A 19,961-nucleotide genomic window follows, 5' to 3' on the forward strand; every position below is an offset into this window, starting at 1 on the left:
AAAAGGTAAACATATATTTACATTAAAAAAAAAGGCAGACTGTTTTGTGCTTTTTTTCGTTTTTTTGACGTTTTTTACGTAAAATCGTACTATTTTTGTATAAAATTACTGTAAAAATGGATTTTAATATTTCGATTTATTTAGATAAAAGAACCCTCATAAAACACTCAAAAAATTTATACCGTGTTAAGCTGAGAGTTTATTCAAATATTACTAAAAAGGCAAAGCTATATTCAACCAAAATAGATCTGTCTATAGAAGATTTTGAGAAAATTTTTAATTCTACTATAAAAGTTAAAAAGAAACTTAGCGAAACAAAATCATACCTATTAAAATTTGAACAAGAAGCTATTGATGTTTGTAAAGAACTAGATCCATTTACATTTGAGAAATTTGAGCGGAAATTTTTTAGAAATAAAAATGCTGCTATCAATGTTGCTCATCACTACTTGGAAAAAATTAATGCCTTATTAAATAATGACCAAATTGCAACTGCCAATAATTACGAGTTAAGTTTAAAGTCTTTTGGAATGTTCATTCTTAAAAAAACAAAATTCAATTCTTTAGAAGAAAAAGAAATTGAAATTTCAAAAGCAATTAAAAATTTCACATTTTATGATGTTACGGCTGATTGGTTGGAAAAATATGAATATTGGATGGTTAAAAAAGAATTGAAATCTTTTACTACAGTTTCCATGTATGTAAGATGTTTAAGAACAATATTTAACGACGCTATTTCAGAAAATGATATCAAAGAAGATATTTATCCGTTTGGAAGAGGAAAAACAAAATACCAAATTCCATCTTCTCAAAAAACTAAAAAGGCATTAAAGTCTTCTCAGCTGACTATTTTATTTCAAGCAACACCTGAAACATTAAAACAAGAAAAAGCAAAAGATTTTTGGTTTTTAAGTTATGCTCTGTACGGAATCAACTTCAAAGATATTTGCCTCCTCACCTATTCAGACTTAAATGAAGATTCTATTAAATATTTTAGAGAAAAAACTGTCACTACTAAAAAATCAAACCTCAAGGAAATTAGTATTCCTTTAAACGATTATGCGAAACAAATTATTGAAAAATATTCTAATCCTTCAAAAAAGAAAACGGACTATGTATTTACAGTAGTTGATAAAAAAGATAATGCATTTGAACAAAAAAGGAAAATCAAAAACTTTATTAGTTTCATCAACCTTCATATTAACAAAATAGCTAAAAAAAATGGTGTTAATTTTAAAATTTCTACCTATTGGGCTAGACATTCCTTTGCATCTGTTTCTATTCAAAATGGAGCAACCATGGAGTTCATAAGTGAAGCCCTAAACCATAGTAATATGAATGTTACAAAAGGTTATTTCTCTGGATTTGATGATAAAACAAAAAAACAATTCTCTAAAAACTTAATGAATTTTTAAAAAATGAAGGAATACCTCAACATATACAAGCATAACCGAACTGAAACTATTCGTAATTACGAAGACATCCTAAAAAATACATTACAATCTCATCAATCCAATGATAGATCTTTTAATTATAGTTTTAAATCTATCCAAACTATGTTAGATCAAGAGATAACCAAAATCAACACACCTCTGTATGATAATTTCCCTTTAAGTTGGCATTTATTTAGATCCAGAGCGGACAATTATGCGAAAAATAGTGAGTTGCTTATTTTATCAAACGAAGTAAAAGATCAATTCAATAAAGAAGTGACTCCAAAATTAAGAAAAGAATATTCCTATGAACAATTTATAAAAGGCATCACAATTTGGGAAACCTTACTTTATGTTACTGATACTTTTAAAGAAAATAGTGATTTAATAGAGATGATGTTCAAATTAAACCAGTTTAAAGGCTTTAAACTGGTTCCCTATACAAATGATACCAGACTATTAAAACTATATAACCAATACTCTGAAAAGTTAAAGGAGAGTTCCTTAAAAACGGATCCTTGTAAACCTATAAATACATTTGATATCATAAAGAATAAAAAACTTGAGATTCAATCAAGAGGTAAAATTAAACAAGAGGATCCGGTAGATTACACGTCCCTAAATATTGAAGAATTAATTGAAACATTAACAGAAAGTGTTCTTCAAAATATTGAACAATCCTTGCCTCATACTACTGATGATGGTTTTTTAAGTACGAAACAATTATCCGAATTTCTACAATTGAAAGAACAAACAATTTATGGACTGGTGAACCAAGACAAAATTCCATATGAAAAGAGAGGTCAGAAATTATATTTTATAAAAGAGGAAATTGTAGAATGGGTAAAATCAGGCAGAAAAATAAAAGATACTGGAGACGAGAAAATTGAAAATTTCTTTACTTCTAAACTTAAATACAATAAAAAATAAGAATTTCATGTCCTATTAGACGCTAATCGGACACCAAACCCCAAAAATTGAATGAAAGCTGGAAATTACATCTGTGAACTTTGTGGAAAGGAATATGAACCTACTAAAAGAGGAATACAACGATTCTGTAGCAGAAAATGTGGCAAAAAACATAACTACCATAAAAATAAAAGTATTAAAGAACTAAGTAAAAAGACCTATAAAGGATTTTCCAAAACACCTGAAGAAAAAAAGGAAAATGGGAAAATTGAAGAAGTAACTTTACCTGGTGTACTTCAAGTTACTGCAGGTGTATTATTAGCAGATGGGGTGAAAGGAATTACTAAAGCATTTTCAAATCCAAAAAAACAACCTGTGACAGTTGAAAATATTCAAGAACTTAAAAGTTACACTGGAAGTCGTTATAGACCAATTAAAAATTATAAACTAGGTCCTAATGGAGAACAATATTATTTTGATTTAGAAACAAATCAAATTGTATATATCCCAAAAAGGAAGGAAAATAACACTGTTATAAATCAAATTAATACTGCTAATAATGTTGTTTGATATTTTAAAGAAGTTAATAGTTATAATCAATTAGATCATTGTTAATAACAAAACATAAAACACCGTTTCAAAGTAGGAATTGATTATATACTTTCTCACAACTTTCTCTATTGACTTCTTATTTTTTTGGCGATAAGTCATTTATAACTAAAATAATTACTTCAATAAAATATTCCTCTTACAATGTTAATATTTATTGTACAGTATTAAGAACATTCCTTTGCCTATTTTATCATTTTACCTTAAATTTCGGGAAATTTCACTAGTATTTTATGATTAAAATTAAAAGTAAAAAAGTTGAAGGGATTATCTCTGAAATTATTGACCAGTATGCATATGCCGATAAGTCTGATAGACCGTGGATTATAGGTTTTAGTGGTGGGAAAGATTCAACTGTATTGCTTACTTTGGTTTGGATTGCACTTCAGAGAATTAGAGAAGAAATGCCTTTTCCTTTTCAATTAAAAAGGAAAGTATATGTTGTTTGTAATGATACCATGGTTGAAAATCCAATTATTGCAAATTATGTTGAAGATGTACTTTCAATTATAAGTGAATCTGCCAGAAATCAAGATTTACCAATCCTTGTTCAAAAAACAACACCGAAACTTGAAGAAAGTTTTTGGGTGAATGTAATTGGTAAAGGTTACCCAGTTCCAAATAATGCTTTTAGATGGTGTACCGATAAATTAAAAATAAGACCTACTTCTAGTTTTTTATTAGAACAAATTGATGAAAAAGGTGAAGCTATCGTATTGCTAGGAACCAGATATGAAGAGAGTGCTACAAGAGAACGCTCTATGAAAAAACATGAGGTAACAGGAAGTCGATTATCTAGGCATCAAAGCACTGCTAATACATATGTTTATTCTCCAATAAAAGATTTATTTTTAGAAGAAGTTTGGTATATTATTAATACTGTAAAGTCTCCTTGGGGATTTGATAATTCCATTTTATTCAAAATTTACTCTGATGCCAGTGCCGATGATTATGAATGCCCAACTGTTGTTGTAAATAAAGAGCATAGCTCTTGTGGCCAAAGTCGTTTTGGTTGCTGGACTTGTACCGTTGTGAAAGTAGATAAATCAATGACTGCGCTTGTAGAAAAAGGTCAAGATTGGATGCAACCATTATTAGGATTTCGTAATAGATTGATAGAACATCGAAATTTAACCGAAAACAGATCTAATACTCGTAGAAATGGTCAAGATGCTATTAGAGAGGATGGAACTTTTAATGGGAATTACAATGCCCAATACAGGTATCAAATCTTAAAAGATTTGTTAACTGTTCAGAAAGAGATTCAAAAAGAAAGACCCTATGTTACTTTAATTAATAATCAAGAATTAATTGCTATTCAAGTCATTTGGAACCGTGATGGTATTTTTGACTTCACAGTAGGAAAACTTTATAAAGAAATATTCGATAAAGATATCAATACGAATAATATAAAATCTCTTGATGATACCGAAAGAAGGATATTAAGAGACGTGTGTAAAGAGGATAAGGAGTATTACAATTTAATTGACAACTTAATTTCGCTGCAGGAAACAAAAACCTTAATGATCTCAAAATATGGATTGCACAATGATGTGGAAAAAAGAATTGAAGATTTTGTAAATGAAAATGAAATATGAAAATAGATAGAATAAAATTTCAAAATTTCAGGATCTATAAAGGTGTCAATGAAATAATTTTCTCGCCTAAGCCCAATAAGAATATTAGCATCATCGCTGGTAAAAATGGTTTTGGGAAAACTACTTTTTTAACTTCATTAATTTGGGTTTTTTATGGAAAGATGATGAGTGAGGTGGAGGATAAATATAAAAAGGACATTAAAAATGCTGGTGGGTATGATAAGTTTCTTAAAACATTATTAAACCGTGATGTAAAATCCAATCACGACACCAATGTTTCTTCTAAGTTTTCAGTGGAAGTTGAATTAACAGACATTCTAATACCTTCAATACCTTGTAAGTCAGTTTTATTGAAAAGATCGTATGATTTAAAAACTGAAACAGAAGAGTTAAAAATATTTATTGATGGTCTTGAAAATGAATTAACCAAGGATGTTGGTTATGAGGTCTTTATCAATGATTTTATTTTACCCCGAGAGATTGCAAAATTTTTCTTTTTTGATGCTGAAAAAATAGTTTCGCTAGCAGAAGCAAAATCAAAAGCAGAGTTAAGAAATTTAAGTAAAGCATATTCTGAAGTTTTAGGAATCAAAAAATATGAAGATTTAAAAAAGAATCTTGAAATACTTTTAACAAAACTTAGACGAAGTGGAGCCTCTCCTTTACAGCAAACAAAATTAATTTCTTTAGTTGATAATGAGAAAGAATTAAATGGTTTTATAGAGATCAATGAGGGCAAACAATTAAATATTGATAAGGAAATATTAAACCATAAAATAAACAGTGACAATCTTCAGGAAAAATTAATTCGAGAAGGAAATGCTATTACGTTAGAGGAACTTCAGGAAATGAAGAAGGAACGTGATGATTTGAAGGAAAATGCCATTGAAATTAAAAGTAATCTTAAAAAGTTATTGGATATAGCTCCATTAGTGATTTCAGGCAATAAATTAGCGACTTTAAATAAACAATTGATTTATGAACATAAATTGCATTCAAACTCAATTGACCGTGATTTATTAATTGAGGAATTGGCAATTTTTTCAACATCAATCTTATCTAAATTAGAGCTGCTAAAATTTGATTCAGATACTAAATCTATAGTTGAAGAGGTTTTAAATAACACTTTAGCCGAAAAAGAAAGCTTGGTTGAAAGCATAAGTGAAGGTAAAATATTACTTGATTTTACCAATGAACAATTTAGAGGTTTTGAAGCTGTTTATAGTAATATAAAAGGAGCCTTTTCAAGTCAGTTTAATGTGGTAATTCAAGAAGTAAAAAATAATCGTATTTTATTATCTCGTGTTCAACAAAGCATCAGACAAGCAGAAGCGAGAAAAGACAATCATTTAGCATCAAAAATACGAGAGGAGAAAACAGCAATAGATGATAAAATAGCTACTTTAATTGAAGGTAAAAGTAAATTGATAGAAGAGCTAGGTGGCCTTAAAACAAACTTAGCATCTAACAATAAAGTTTTATCAGAATATGAGAAAAATTTCAAGCTGATCAAAACCGACCAGAAAAAATATAGAGTAACTCTTAAATTATTAGAGAAAATTAGCGCTATCATTCAAAAGATAAAAGAGGATAAAAAATATTCCTTACAAAAATCAATTTTACTAGGCTTGAATAAAATCATGCATAAAGAAGATTTTATTTATGATGTACGTGTAAATGTATTGGATGATGTCATGGATATTGATTTGTTAGATAAAAATGGTGATGTTATGGATAAAAATTCATTATCTAAAGGAGAGCAACAGTTATATGCAACAGCCTTGTTAAAAGCCTTGGTTGATGAATCTGGGATTAAATTCCCTGTGTTTATTGATAGCCCATTGCAAAAGTTTGACAAGTACCATTCAAAAAACATTATTAAAGAATTTTATCCTGCAATTTCAGATCAGGTCGTATTATTTCCATTGCTGGAAAAAGAATTATCTGAATTGGAATATGAGTATTTAAAACCCAACGTCAATAAAGCTTTTGTTATAGAAAACAGAAACGATGGTTCCAGTTTTAAATCCTTTCCTGTAAATAAATTATTTCATCATTTAAAACAAGAAGTAGATGTTTACTCAAATTAGAACCAGTAAAGAAAATAAAGAAATTGTTACGCAGTTAACAAGAACTTTAGGCTTAGGAGCTGAAAATGTAATTGCAAGAATTGCTTTAACTTATTCTTTATCTAAAGACCATAAACTTGATTTGAAGAATATTGGTAATTCAAGTGGGAAGGAGTATTCAAAATCTGTATTATTTGGCGAGTATTCTGATTATTATATGGGTTTGATCTGTATTCACTACGATTTATACAAAACTGATAAAGACCTTTCTAAATATATTAAAATGCATATTGATGATGGACTTCAATTATTAAATGAAGAAATTAACCAACGTTCCAATATAGATGGTTTTGATTTTTTGGTTGAGAAGATTGAAAATGGATTACTAGAATTAGTCTAAGACCCAATTATTATTAAACCCCATATTTGTAGCTATTTCAAATTTAGGTAAAAACGTTTCATTCATTTTTTTTATAAATAATTTCTTCTGAATATTATCTAATTCTTCTTTAGAACAATTAAATAAGGCGTAATAACTTTCAATTAGTTTATTGTTTTCATTTAATAGAAACTTGCAAAAGCTATATTGTAACAAAGAAAAAGAATTCAAGTAATTCAAACTTGGTAAGAAATTGTTCTTCGAGCTGTTTATATTTTTATCTATTGGGTGAAGATTCCATATTAAGTCATTAGAAACAAAACTCCATGGCAAGAAATGATCTATACTTAAACTTTCAATATCTAACAACGGTCTTTTCTCAAATACATCAACTTCCATTGGATTCTTCTCTATAAATTTCTTCCACAATTTAGTAGGTTGTGAAAGACTCCTAACAACTGGTTTTACCAATTTTAAACTAAGACTTGTAACATTAGGGTTCTGTTTTTCTAAATATTTAAGAAGCTCGAAATATGTGAAAGATTCTATTAACTTAAAATTTGTTTTTATCCAATAAAACCAATCTTGATTAATTTCAATACTCTTTAAATTTAAATCAATTGTATATGGTGCTGACTCATTTTGTAAATTTAGGATTTTAGAATTTACTTCACCATCTTTTACCCCTCTTAGAAACTCACTATACCAAGGCCTAATAAATCTAAATGGCACATACCTTGTTAGTTCTTTAGATATTATTTTTAATAAGTTCTGAGTCTTTATTATTAAGTAGAACAAAGTATAAATCTGATTCTTTTATGTTATCAGCTAGATTATATTCTTTCTTAATTTTTCTAATGTATACAGAACATTTATCTTGACTTCCAAACGAAAGCTTAAAGTAATTTACAGGGTACCAAAGTTTGCTAATGACTTTTAGAGTTATTTCATAAAAAGAAATGCTTTTTTTATCTTTTTCTAAACAAATTTCAACTATTGAAAGCCACCAATAATATTTATAGCTATTTGTAGTATTACTAAAAACTTTATTAAAATGACCTAATTTCATAAACTAGAAAACGTTTTACTAAAATTATTTTATCTTTTTAATCAACTCCCAAAAAGCTTTATCCTTTATTAATATAGGTTCTGAACCAGCTAGGTTCACAATACTCTGGTGCTTTTCTAATCCTTTAATTGTTTTAATTAAATTATCTCTTTGCTCTCTAGATTCTATAGAAAAAAGAGATTCTACTTCTTTTGTTTTAATTTCACTTACTCTATGTATTACCCAAGTTAAAATATAATTGGAATAATCGTTTTCACTTGTAGAGAAGTGATTTAAAAACTGTGTAGACAATACGGTTCCAACTCCAAACTCTCTACCTTCTTTTAAGATCTTCTTTATAGAATTAAAGTTTTTACTTAAAAAGTTATCCGCTTCATCTACTAAAATCATCTTTTTAATTTGCCTTTTACCATCTTCTATGATACTATGCCCATGCGTTTGCATTTGCGTGTAAAAAGCATCTAAGGTAATGGCTACAATTAAATTCTGTATCGACTCATCATAACCAGATAGGTTAATTACAGTAACGCCTTCTACTAAATCATACAACGATTTCGTTTTTGATACATCTGGTTCAAATATTTCAAAATCTTGTAGGTTCGAGATTGCTGCATACAAGCTATCCTGTGCTACTTTTTCGTCTTGCATATAAATATCACACACATCACCAATAGTAGGCGGTGGTAGTTTCCAAGAATTCCTCCTAGCCTTATGGATTCCTTTAGCTTCATAAGCTTCTATAATAGCATCTCTTAATTTTTGTTTTTGTACGTTTCCTAAATTAAATGCATTAGAAATTGTTTCCTTGATATCATTAGCTGTATGTAGAGGCAGCATTGGTTTAGATTGCTCTGTAGCATCTAATGCAAGTGGGTTATACGGTAAATGGAAAGGATCATAGACTTTAGCTGAAGTTGCATTCACAAAATCATCTTTAATATAATCTCCTTTATAATCAAATATTAAAACCCCTAGTTTATCTGTACCAATATTTTCATCTTGATTGGTAACTAATTGAGCTATTAGTGACTTTGTAAATTGTGTTTTACCAGTACCCATAGTACCAATAATACCTGTATTGGTATGCATTACTTTATCGGTATTATTAGGCTCCCAAATAACTTGCTTAGAATCATCCTTTAACTCTAAACCAAATAAAACTTTAATACCTTCTTTTGTTTTTATTGGAAGATCTTCTAAACTTTTAGAATTTATTTCATTTCCTTCCTTATTATTTTCTTGTTCTGGTTGATCTTGAATCTCTTCGAAAGATTCACTTTCTTTTATTTCTTTAGGAAATGTATTGACAAGAAGATTCTTTTTATCTACACCTGTTTCTTTCTTATGAAACAACTCTATTAAATCATCTATAGATTTAACTAAAAAGTTATAACCGTCTTCTTCAAATAGCCTAGACAGCACATAGTCTTCATTTATTTCTATTCTTCTTTGTAAAGATTCCTTACCAAAATGAATTACACCAAAAGAGCCATAATATAAGTCTAACTCATTAGATATAATAAAATTATTATTCATTAAATCATATCTAAAATCATCTATGACATCATTCCAATTTTGTTCTTCCCAAATGTTATACAACTTCATTTTTTCAGCATTGGTTAATGCTATTTTTGCGAAAAAATTACGATAAAACTCACCGAGGAACCCTGACTTTAAAACATGTTCCCGTATAAGTTTAGCTGTACGTCTACCTTGTTCAATTCCTTTAGAAATAAGGTTGCTCCCTCCTATTTTTAATTCTATGGGATATAAGTGCATCTGTAAAACCCCGTTTTCTCTCCTTTCGAGACCTATCATCAACAAGTCATCACTAAATGAACTTTCTTTTGTTCTTAAGTTTTTAGTTGAAAAAAGGCCATCTTGCATATTAAGACCGGCACTACCAGAAACTCGTAGAATTTCCTCTAAAGAAACAGGAACCCATATAATGTTTGGGGTATAAAGAAAAGTTAAAGCCAATTTAATACCCGATAGTAAACTGATTTTTTCACGAGGAAATTGACTGTCTTGTCTTATTAGTTTTAATAACCAATCACCATTTATGGCATTAAAGAAGTTAATGACCTTAATGGTATCTGTATTGGTATTATATTCAACTTTATTCTTTGTTAAAAAATCAGCTACAATATTAGCATATTGGCTTGTCTTTCTTGATACTGTAATAGAGTCATAACCACTTGAATTATTAAATTGATCGCTGTAATGAATAATTACCAAATCATCTTCTTCTTGAAAGAAATCTAAATCTACTTTTGGATCAATAAATGTGACCCATTGCGAGTTCACGTATAAATTTTCGAGCTTTTCTTTTACTTCAAAATTGATTGTAGTACAAATAGCTTTGTCTATTTCAAAATTATCTTCGTTTGCAACAACATTCATTGCTGAATTATAAAGGCAAACAAGCTTAATTAAAGTTGATTTATCAGCTGGTAAATCCTTAGAACCAAAGCCTGACTTATAAATTTCAGCAATAGGAGTTGAAGGAATATCAGCCATTAATCCATTTAAGGATAAACCTGATTTTACTTGAGAAGGCTTATTTGATGAACTTCCCGATTTTACACGGTTAAACTGATAAAAAGTAATATGTGAGTACTCGTATTTCTCACTTGGTTTAGGAATTGGTTTACTGTAAAAATTAACTTTTTCCAAGAAGATATTTAATAAGTCTTCTTTTTCAAAATTACTTGTTTTTAAATTAATACCGAGGCGATTTTCAATATCCTCAACATTATTAAAATAAGATAATTCTTCAAATTTTGAAACTAACTGATCTGAACCATAAATATTAATATCGATTGTCAATAGGTCAGAAGGCCTACAAGACAAATGTTTATTTAAATATCTTTTATAATACTCAAAAAGACCTTGAACCACCTCTTTACAATCTCCTAAGTTTACAACGTTTAATTTGATTGGAGAATATTTAGATTGAGAAAATAAAAAATCAAAGTTATAAGTGAAGTTTTCTATTTTCGTAGTCACCAATTTACTTACAAAATGCTTCGGAACAGCTTGTTCTGAATCTTGCATTTTTGAGTAATTAATCCACTCAGGAGTATCAATGGAATCTATTTGAGTAAAAACTTTATTTTTTTCTAATTCTATATATGGGACTAGATTTGATGGATTAAGTCTTTTTAATATAGCGTTGTATATTTCCTCTTGTTGTAGCTGTCCATTAAGATTTAATTGGTAAGCAATATTAATAGGATGTAAAGGCGTATATTTAATTAAACCTTCACTGTACTTTTCCTGAATTACACCAAGTAATACTAAATCTTTTTCGCTTTTCTGAAGTGGTCTATCCTCTTCAATGTCACTTAATTCTTTATAATAAACATTAACATATTCTTCTGCAAGAACCTTTAACTCATCTTTTAAAAACAATAGACTAGGTAATGACTTTTCATTAAGATAGTAATCTCTTAATTTATTAAAAGACTCTTTTAATTTATCACTTATTTCTATAGGGTTGTTGTGTAATTGATTGTCTGAGAGTTCTTCCCATGAAAACCCATTACTTTCAATAATTTGTTTTTCTAACAGTAATTTTTTTCTAAAAGCACCCTTAACATGATATTCATTATTTTTAAATGACAGTTTAAGGCTGTCATCATTAAGACTAAATTTGTAGTTGCTTTGAAGTTGTCTTTTATTTTTCCAAACATCAATCCCCATTATTGGCTTAGGAGGATCTGATTCTGGCTTTATATTAACTGGTAAGCTAAACTTTTCTAAATTTAAACAAAAACTGATAATGTTATCTTCGGGAAGATTATCATAATCAATTTTTAATTTTAATTCTGTATTATCATTTACAGTATGCTCACTATCTGTTAAAAGAGTTGTTTCAAATTTTGAATCACCTCCTGTATTGAATGACAGAAACTCATCATTATCTTCCGTAATAATTAACGCTCCCTCTTTAGATATTAAATAATTGTTTTCAAATTTATTTAACAGTAATTCAGAGTATGGTAAACAAAGAATTTTAAACTTATATGTTTTCTTTGTCTCCTTATCTTTGTATATAATTTCAGTAAATAATACTTCTGGATTGAACCCATCAATTTTTACTTTCAAACTATTGCCACTACTAGAAACAGAAGTTAAATCTGTATTATTTTGAATTGATATTCCTACTGTCTTAGTAGGTTGGTCACATTTCAATTCAAAGTTTACAGGGAACTCTTCTGAGGGATTAAAAATGATAATATTTTTCGTTCTTTTTTTTGAAACAGTATCACCCTCAGGTCTGCACCAAATTTTAACAAAAGCGTCATCACTTATATTATCATCAAATTTAGGTGCTACTCTTTTCTTTTTAGCATCAATCCATCTTTCAATTTCTGGATATTCAAAATCACTCCATTTATCCGCTTTAAGTATTTTCTGCTTACCAGTTTCTGAAACCAAGCGCTCCAGTTCAATTTCAGGATGGCCTTGTAAAAATATATTTTCTAATTTTTCATATAGTTCAAAATTAGAACTTAAAATTGTTTGTATTTTTTTTGTATCAGAAATTGTTTCTAATTCCGAATTCTTGAATAAGCCTAAGTTGGAAAAATCTTCATTGTGAATTTTCTCTTTAGATAATGACGATATTACTCCTGAGTAATCAAAAATCGTATTATTATCTTCAACAACACTTTTAGTTTTTCGTTCAAGAACTTCCTTTAATGTTATTTTTTCATGCTTCTTCAGGTGTGTATTACTTTCTATATCCTTAAGTATCTTAAGCTTGAAATTCTTATAATAAAGAGGCATTCCTTCTTTAATTAAACTACCAGAACCTCCAATCAAACTATCTAATTTTCCGCTAAATAGAATTAAAATAGCAGTGTCTTTAAAAGTGCCTTTTTGTTCAGCTACTTGATTCCGAAGCATTGTAAAGTAATCTTCTGAGGCATTTTCGCTAGATGAAATTATTACTTTAGTTTTATCTATTTCAATATAGAAAGTTTCATATACCCCATTCCCATCTGGATGTGTATAATTAAAATCTTTTACAGGTAAAGATGTTATTGTAGAAAATGATTTGTAAATACCCTTTACATGACTATCATTCTCTAGGTAAAGATTAAACCTTTCTCCTGGTATAATATTCTGTAATTCGAAATAATCGACTATAAGTGTCGTTATATATCTATATAATTGATTTGACATATTGTGCATCTCCGCTATCGCTTTTTTTCTCAAGTAAATTGATTCGTTCAAATAATTTAACAATTTCAACTTTTGATGTTTCATCAAATGAAATCCCTCTTTGCTCCAGTTTACGCCACAAAGACTTTAGCCTAATTTTATCTTTATTATTAATACATATTTTAGTGAGGAATAGTAATGTTTCTTGGTTAATTGAAGTAGTATAACCTAACCTTCCTCTAAACTTTGTATAATTTGATTTAAAAAAATCTATTAACCAATTTGAATAATCCTTGTATGGTTTGTCTCGTTGAGAGTTTTTAAACTGGTAATCAATTCTGTAAAAAAGAGAATAGATTTCTACTTGTATATCATTATTAAATTTCTTCGCAGCTAATCTATTTGAAAGAGATTTTTCACAATCTAACCAATTTTTCCCCATTTTGAAAGGGCTTTTTAAAGATTCAATTTGTGGTTTATAGAATTCTGACAATTCATTTATTTTTAAAATAAAATCTTTTGCTTCACTCTCTGATAGTTTTTTATATCTCTCTACGATATTTGCATAATCACCAATTTTTTCATCGTTTATGGAAATATAATTTAGGAGCTCTAAAGTATTAGCATGTGAAAATAAATTTTCTAAATCCAACAAGGTGTGCTTCCATCCGAAATTATAAGATCGTCTAGTCTCAGACAAAGTTTCCCAATCCATTGAATAACAGATTGGTTTTATCACTTTCGATTCACCAAAATTATTTAAGCAAATTGCCGTTTGACTTAAATAGAAAAAATAATAATATTTAAACAAATCTTCAATATGCTCTAAAAACAAATCCTCTCTATTTGATAAAGTATTGAAATCACTTAAGAAAAGCTCAGTTATTTCATCAAAAACATTCGTGTATTTTAGGCTTGTCTTCACTTTAGGCTTGTCTTCTAGTTCAGGTAAGCTTTCAATTATTAATTTGTAAAAAAGATTATCATTTTCAGATTTTACGAGATCTTTATTATTTAATATTTTAGTATTTAAAAATATATCATAAAAAAACTTACTAGTTTCTTTTAAGATGGCATGCTCTTTTATAAAATGCATATAGGATAGCATTTTTTTATTAAATTTTATGAGATCACCATCTTCTTCAAAAAACAAATTAATAATAACTTCTTTAAAATCCTCTGGTTGCTCAGTATCAACTTTTTTAAGAACTTCTTCAAGAATATGTTTTTTAAGTTTTGTTTTAAATGAGTTTTCTTTATCTTTTATTAGTTCTTTATTAAATTGTTTATCATTTGATATTCGAAAGCATTCGCCCACAACACCTTGAAACACGCTGAAATCTGACTTACAACCTTTATTATATTTTGTACTAAATGGCAGGAATTTTAATTTACTCCCTGTAACATGACTAAATTTCCCTCCTTTGAAATATAATTTATTAAGACCATCTTTGCCATCTTCTTTTAATTCAATATTCATCATAATAATTGAAATTTATACTCCCCGAAACTATCAATTGATAACACGTAATCAGCAGGTTTACCGATGTTAATTTTATCTATTTCAAGCATGGAATTAGAATCTCCATCACTTATAAAATTATTGATTAAACTAACAAAAGAAATATTATTATTATTGTCTTTTTTATTTGGTCTGTAGCCTTTTAATATTCGAATTAGTATTTCGTAAAGTCTATAGTCAATATGTATTTTATATGGTATTTCCGTTTTCTTTAATTTAAAAGATAAAGTAAACTCTTGAAGGAATTTAGTTATATGTAGGTCATTGCTTTCTTTTATTTTATAGAAAGTTGGTTCGGTTGAAAATTCTTTTAAAACCCTATATTTTAACTGATTTTTCCCCAGGTTAATAACTACACGATTATTTTTTTTCGGATCACCTTTCCACCTTCTTGCAGATTCTTCAACTAATTTATAAATTTCTTTAATAGCCGTTTTCTTATTATTATTAAAATCATAAAGTAATGACATGAATTGATAATAATATGTATTACTTAGTCTAAGGTTCTCTTCTGAACTTTGAAAATATTTTAGTCTAATAAAAAGTTTTGTGATTTCCTCACGAGTAAGCTTTTCTTTTGATATTTTGTTACTTAAAACCTCTAAAGTATTTTTATTTATATTTTTTAAAAAAATTTCTTTAGGAGTATCTGAATTGATTAACAATATTAAAGTAGAATCTAAATCTTCATATCGATGCCTGCAAGGATCTAATCTAGAAATAGCACTAAATAAATAAGATAATTCAGGATGTTCAAAAAGATAATTAGGGATGATACGGGAGAGATAATCAGATTCTTTAAGTTTTTTTATATCAGAAGAATAGATTTCTAAATTATCCCATGATAAATTTATTGGGACTATAAGCTCAAAGAAAAAATTCAATAAAGAGCGAACTGAAACGATAAGTTTATTTTTTACAATGGTTTGAATGATCAAGTTTATGATTATGTTACGATTCTCAACATTCATTAAAAACTCGTAATTATATTTAATTGGGCACATTTCTGCACACTCAAAATATTCTATATAGTTTTCATACGCCGCAAAAATTGGATTCTCTCTTGAGTTAGCAACAATCCTTTCTAATAAAGTAGATATTATTATAGATTTCGGTCCTTCAGATGATAAAGAATACATATGATAATCAGTAAAATTCACATGATGAAAACTACTTTCACTATCGTTTTTTGAATGATAAATTACATCTGCATCTAAAATTTTTTGAGTCTTCACATAATCAAACAATTGAGTGTAATCAGACTCATACTCCTCTTGAAATTTACTTAATGTACCTAAATTGATAGCAAGAATCAATTTCTTATTAGAGGCTTTGATATTAACGTCTTTAAAATCTTCTAATACTCTATTTAATGTATCGTTCGAAGTTTCATTAGGATTGTGCGATTCTGTTGCATCATTATGGATTTTAAAATTACGGATTTCTTCCTTTAATCTATTATTTAAACGTGATAATATATGTGATTTACCATCACCAACATTCCCACAAACTAAAATAAGTTCAGCTTTTGAGGATTTAGAACACTCCTTTATACATTCAGATAAATGTTTTTCAACTTCCCGTTCAACATGAAGGTATTCTTGAAAATAATCTAAGTTTGTTGAATTTCCTTGCGCAACCGCATTTTTAGAAGACTCTCTTAACTTTTGAAGTTCAATAAAGAACTCGTTTTTAAACATGTTTTTTTCTTTTTTTTGCAATTTGTTTTTAATCTAACTAAAAATATTATTTGAATAAATCTAGAATAGAAATTTCCAAAGCATTAGCAATTTTTTCGATATTTTTAAGTGTAATATTTTTCTCAGCTCTCTCTATCATACCAATATATGTCCTATGAAGATCTGAACGAAAAGCCAATTCTTCTTGAGAAATACCCTTTTCTTTTCTAAGGGTCTTAACCTTATTACCGAATAAAATTAAAATATCTGTATTAAGCTTCATTGCTAATTTTGGTATGCATAAATGTAGGATGTTATCCTCCTTCATTCAACATACTATAGTTAGCATTTATAAAATAGAATACCTTATTTTTCTAAAAAAAATTAGGTAGCTTTATTTTTTTTTAATACATTAAAAGATACTACCACCTTATTAAATCACTTATAATGAGATCAATAAAAATTATAAGTTTGAAGAATTAAAGATTATTTTTGATTTTTAAAATTGATTATTAAATGTTTATCAATTCATTATTTAGTTCAAATATAAATTTTATCAGTCACTAATAGTAGTTATTTAATTTCATAAATTTCTTTTTAAAGGATTCTGGAGTCAAAATTTCAATAGAATCTCCGTATGATAAAATAAGTTGCTTTAACTCAAAATTAGGTATTACTTCAATCTGTACTATCAATCCATTTTCATCGTAGTTTAATTTTTTCTGTGAACCATGCAGAGGTTTTGTTAAAATATAGGGTGCTGTTTTTGCATTAAAAAATAGTTTGATTTTAATAGGCTTGTCTTCTGGTTTTCTACTGACTCCAATGATGTCTTCAAAATACTCAGAAAAATTTATTATTTTATTTTCTATATATTCTTCTTTCTTAATATTGATTTTCTTAATTCTATCAAAAGGGATTGTATATATACGATTATCATTTCTGTTTAAACCTAATAAAAACCAACGTTTATTATATTGTTTTAAATAATAAGGGTGGATCACATACTCAATAGATGCTTCCATATGGAATGCTTGGTATTCAATTGAAAGGACTGCTTTATTCAGAATACTCTGATAAAGTGATGGTAATAAATCTAACCCTGTTAAAAATTCATTATGGTCAAAAGATATTATTTCTGGGGCATCATCAAGTTCAAAATGTGATTTTAATTTTGTACTTAATTCATTAATCCAGTCAAATTGAGGTAAACCCCTAAAACGTGTTAATACAATAAGAGCAGAATTAATTACATCAATCTCATTATCTGTAATTTTTTGGTTTTTGATACTGTAATTAATATCTGAATAGCGATAAAATGTTCGCCTTCCTTCTTTAAACCTTTCTAAAGGGATGGCCCAACCTGATTCACTTTCCATGAATTTAATATCATCAAAAAGTTGCCTTTTTTTTATAATAGAATCAAAGCCGTTAACATACTCTAAAGCTTTATTGACCTCTTCAAGTAAATCTTCAATAAAAAAAAGTTTGTACGGATTACTAAAACATTTATCTAATGTTTGATATCTAATGTATGCGTTTTTATTAACTCCCATATTAAATATATTCAAACCCAAAAGCATTCAACAAAATACCTTCATTAATTTCATTTCTAGTTTTGGATAAATTATTTTTTATTTTATCATAATCAGGCACATTATAAAAAATATTCTTTTCTGTAAATCCATAACCAACTTCACAACCTCTATTATTGCATTTATATCTAAATCCTCCTTCATAATTTGGGGTAATATTGGATTGATTATTTATGGAACAGCTAATACAGACTTCGTAAGTTTCAAAATGCTCTTTGCTTTTAATTTTTAGCTCTTCTTCTATTTCTTTTAGATTTAATAATTGTTTGCTACGAATTTCTGTCCGAGCTGATAAATTTTGATTTTGTTCAGTAATAATAGTATCCAATTCTTTAATCTCGAATTTGTTCAATTTTCGATTTAACCAAAAATCAATCTTTCCATTTTTACCTTTGTCAAGAATCAAGGATCTGTTATTTTTTAACCAGGAATTGAGTATTTCAAAATTTGATATTGATTGTGAGTTCAACTTAAATAAATATGCATTAGCATAAGACCTAAGGATATATTTGAAAAGAAGATTTGAGATTTGTTCTTCACTATTAATATCTGTGGGAGAAATTCTTAAAATATCTTCTCTACTTTTTGAACCGACAATTGAAAAATAATATTTGTTTTTAATTCTACCTGGGTAAACTTTTAAACTATCTTTTGTCGAAGGTATAGGAACGAAAGTTAACTTTTCATTACCATTAATAACAACTTCGATTATTTGTTGAGCATTCTTTGCTATTTTAATTAAAATGTGTGGTATTGTTTCATTAGTTAGCACATAGGAGAAATTATTTAATTTCTTTATTTTACTATAGCCAATTTGAAATAATGCTCTAAAAATTAGAACCCAGGAATAATCAATAAAAGACTTTACTACTTCTTGGTTTTCTTCTGATTTCTCTGAACAGTTTAATAACTCTTTCTGATAATATTTATCCCATATGATCTTAATAAACCTATAATGTTGATGATTGTCAAAAAGGTTAGTTCTTTTAAGCTTTTGACTGATTATACTTTTATTGTTAGAGTTAGCCAAATACATATCACTTTTTAATAATCCGAATAATCGCATCTGAATAGATGAGATAAAATCTTTTATCTTTTCGATTTTCATCCTGCTTTTTTCAACAGATTCAACAGCCTTAGCAAGTTTACTATAATCTCTATCAAGTTTCTTATACCAGTATATTTTCTCGGTGGAATTAATTCTTTTTCTAGATTCAATAATGCGCTCAATATTCACAATAAAACTGTCAATAACATCAATTTCATTTACCATTCTATGTGAGAAATAAACTAAAAGTTTATCTATGAAAGAGGCAGTAATCTGATTTTCGTAAATTTCTAAATCATAATCAACTATTTCAGTTAATATTTTACGGGGTTCAACTGAACGTATCCTTCTTCTTGACCAATCTTCCGTATGTGCAGCTAAATAATTAATGGCTTTTACAGGTATCCTTTTTGCTCTAGCTACATTTAGTTTTGTGATTTCTCTCTTTAAATAATATGATGGTTCACGGCACACTTCCTCTATGTGAAAAAGTTTTTTTTGCAAAAACAATTCAAATTCAGAAACTTCTAACCGTTCATCAAAATTTCTCAATAATGTATTGATATCCTTCAAGCCTAAAATGTCATCAGTAATTTCTAATTCATCTGAAACATCAAATAAAGTATGTTTTATTAACGTACTAACATCTTCATTAAGTAACTCGTTTTCGTGGAAAAGTAGTTTAGACTTATCAGATTTTATTTTTAATGTTCCTTCATTATATTTACAAGGTACTAAAAAGTCTTGCTTTTTTATTTGGCAATCATTTAATCGAATAGTTGACTGGTCTGATTTGAAAATATATCTTCCCAGTATAGCGGGGATTTCAATTTCAGATATACGTATATCCTTGTTTAATATTCTATCAAAAACAATCAT

The 19,961-nt window shown here is 27.9% G+C and carries 14 protein-coding genes; 6 read left to right on the forward strand and 8 right to left on the reverse strand.

Going from position 1 to position 19,961, the window contains the following annotated elements; all coding sequences use genetic code 11:
• Window positions 1-116: 116 nt before the first annotated feature.
• From ACFQ5N_RS02015 to ACFQ5N_RS02040, 6 genes are all read left to right on the forward strand, one after another.
• A complete protein-coding gene (locus ACFQ5N_RS02015) occupies window positions 117-1,415 on the forward strand; it encodes a tyrosine-type recombinase/integrase (protein WP_386807293.1) in 1,299 nt (432 codons plus the stop codon).
• A 141-nt stretch (window positions 1,416-1,556) separates the two neighbouring features.
• Window positions 1,557-2,363, forward strand: coding sequence for a helix-turn-helix domain-containing protein (locus tag ACFQ5N_RS02020; protein WP_386807295.1), 807 nt, complete (start codon window positions 1,557-1,559; stop codon window positions 2,361-2,363).
• A gap of 51 nt (window positions 2,364-2,414) precedes the next feature.
• A complete protein-coding gene (locus tag ACFQ5N_RS02025) occupies window positions 2,415-2,912 on the forward strand; it encodes a hypothetical protein (RefSeq protein WP_386807297.1) in 498 nt (165 codons plus the stop codon).
• A gap of 272 nt (window positions 2,913-3,184) precedes the next feature.
• The gene (gene dndC / locus ACFQ5N_RS02030) at window positions 3,185-4,549 is read left to right on the forward strand and encodes a DNA phosphorothioation system sulfurtransferase DndC (RefSeq protein ID WP_386807299.1); all 1,365 of its coding nucleotides are present in this window, start codon (window positions 3,185-3,187) and stop codon (window positions 4,547-4,549) included.
• Window positions 4,546-6,639, forward strand: coding sequence for a DNA sulfur modification protein DndD (gene dndD, locus ACFQ5N_RS02035; protein ID WP_386807301.1), 2,094 nt, complete (start codon window positions 4,546-4,548; stop codon window positions 6,637-6,639). The genes dndC and dndD overlap by 4 nt, the downstream gene beginning before the upstream one ends.
• Complete coding sequence (locus ACFQ5N_RS02040) at window positions 6,623-7,018, forward strand: DndE family protein (protein WP_386807302.1); 396 nt, start codon at window positions 6,623-6,625, stop codon at window positions 7,016-7,018. Before dndD ends, ACFQ5N_RS02040 begins: the two co-directional genes overlap by 17 nt.
• Here the strand turns inward: ACFQ5N_RS02040 and ACFQ5N_RS02045 are convergent.
• The 8 genes from ACFQ5N_RS02045 to ACFQ5N_RS02080 all read right to left on the reverse strand — a co-directional run bounded on the left by ACFQ5N_RS02045 (window position 7,010) and on the right by ACFQ5N_RS02080 (window position 19,961).
• Entirely contained in the window at window positions 7,010-7,729 is a 720-nt protein-coding gene (locus tag ACFQ5N_RS02045; protein ID WP_386807304.1) for an HNH endonuclease domain-containing protein, read from the reverse strand. The genes ACFQ5N_RS02040 and ACFQ5N_RS02045 overlap by 9 nt on opposite strands.
• 16 nt (window positions 7,730-7,745) lie before the next feature.
• Window positions 7,746-8,066, reverse strand: coding sequence for a hypothetical protein (locus ACFQ5N_RS02050; protein ID WP_386807305.1), 321 nt, complete (start codon window positions 8,064-8,066; stop codon window positions 7,746-7,748).
• 24 nt (window positions 8,067-8,090) lie between these two features.
• Window positions 8,091-13,259, reverse strand: a complete 5,169-nt coding sequence (dptH, locus tag ACFQ5N_RS02055; protein WP_386807306.1) for a DNA phosphorothioation-dependent restriction protein DptH — start codon at window positions 13,257-13,259, stop codon at window positions 8,091-8,093.
• A complete protein-coding gene (gene dptG / locus ACFQ5N_RS02060; RefSeq protein WP_386807308.1) occupies window positions 13,240-14,721 on the reverse strand; it encodes a DNA phosphorothioation-dependent restriction protein DptG in 1,482 nt (493 codons plus the stop codon). Before dptG ends, dptH begins: the two co-directional genes overlap by 20 nt.
• Window positions 14,718-16,481 (reverse strand): DNA phosphorothioation-dependent restriction protein DptF, encoded by a 1,764-nt coding sequence (dptF, locus tag ACFQ5N_RS02065; RefSeq protein ID WP_386807309.1) that lies wholly within the window; start codon window positions 16,479-16,481, stop codon window positions 14,718-14,720. The genes dptG and dptF overlap by 4 nt, the downstream gene beginning before the upstream one ends.
• 25 nt (window positions 16,482-16,506) lie before the next feature.
• A complete protein-coding gene (locus ACFQ5N_RS02070) occupies window positions 16,507-16,722 on the reverse strand; it encodes a helix-turn-helix domain-containing protein (RefSeq protein ID WP_386807310.1) in 216 nt (71 codons plus the stop codon).
• 280 nt (window positions 16,723-17,002) lie between these two features.
• Window positions 17,003-17,995 carry a helix-turn-helix transcriptional regulator gene (locus tag ACFQ5N_RS02075; RefSeq protein WP_386807311.1) on the reverse strand — a complete coding sequence of 331 codons (993 nt, stop codon included), beginning with the start codon at window positions 17,993-17,995 and terminating at the stop codon, window positions 17,003-17,005.
• Window position 17,996: 1 nt separating this feature from the next.
• Window positions 17,997-19,961 carry a hypothetical protein gene (locus ACFQ5N_RS02080; RefSeq protein WP_386807312.1) on the reverse strand — a complete coding sequence of 655 codons (1,965 nt, stop codon included), beginning with the start codon at window positions 19,959-19,961 and terminating at the stop codon, window positions 17,997-17,999.

The organism is Lutibacter holmesii, assembly GCF_042679665.1.
Taxonomy (GTDB): Bacteria; Bacteroidota; Bacteroidia; order Flavobacteriales; family Flavobacteriaceae; genus Lutibacter; species Lutibacter holmesii.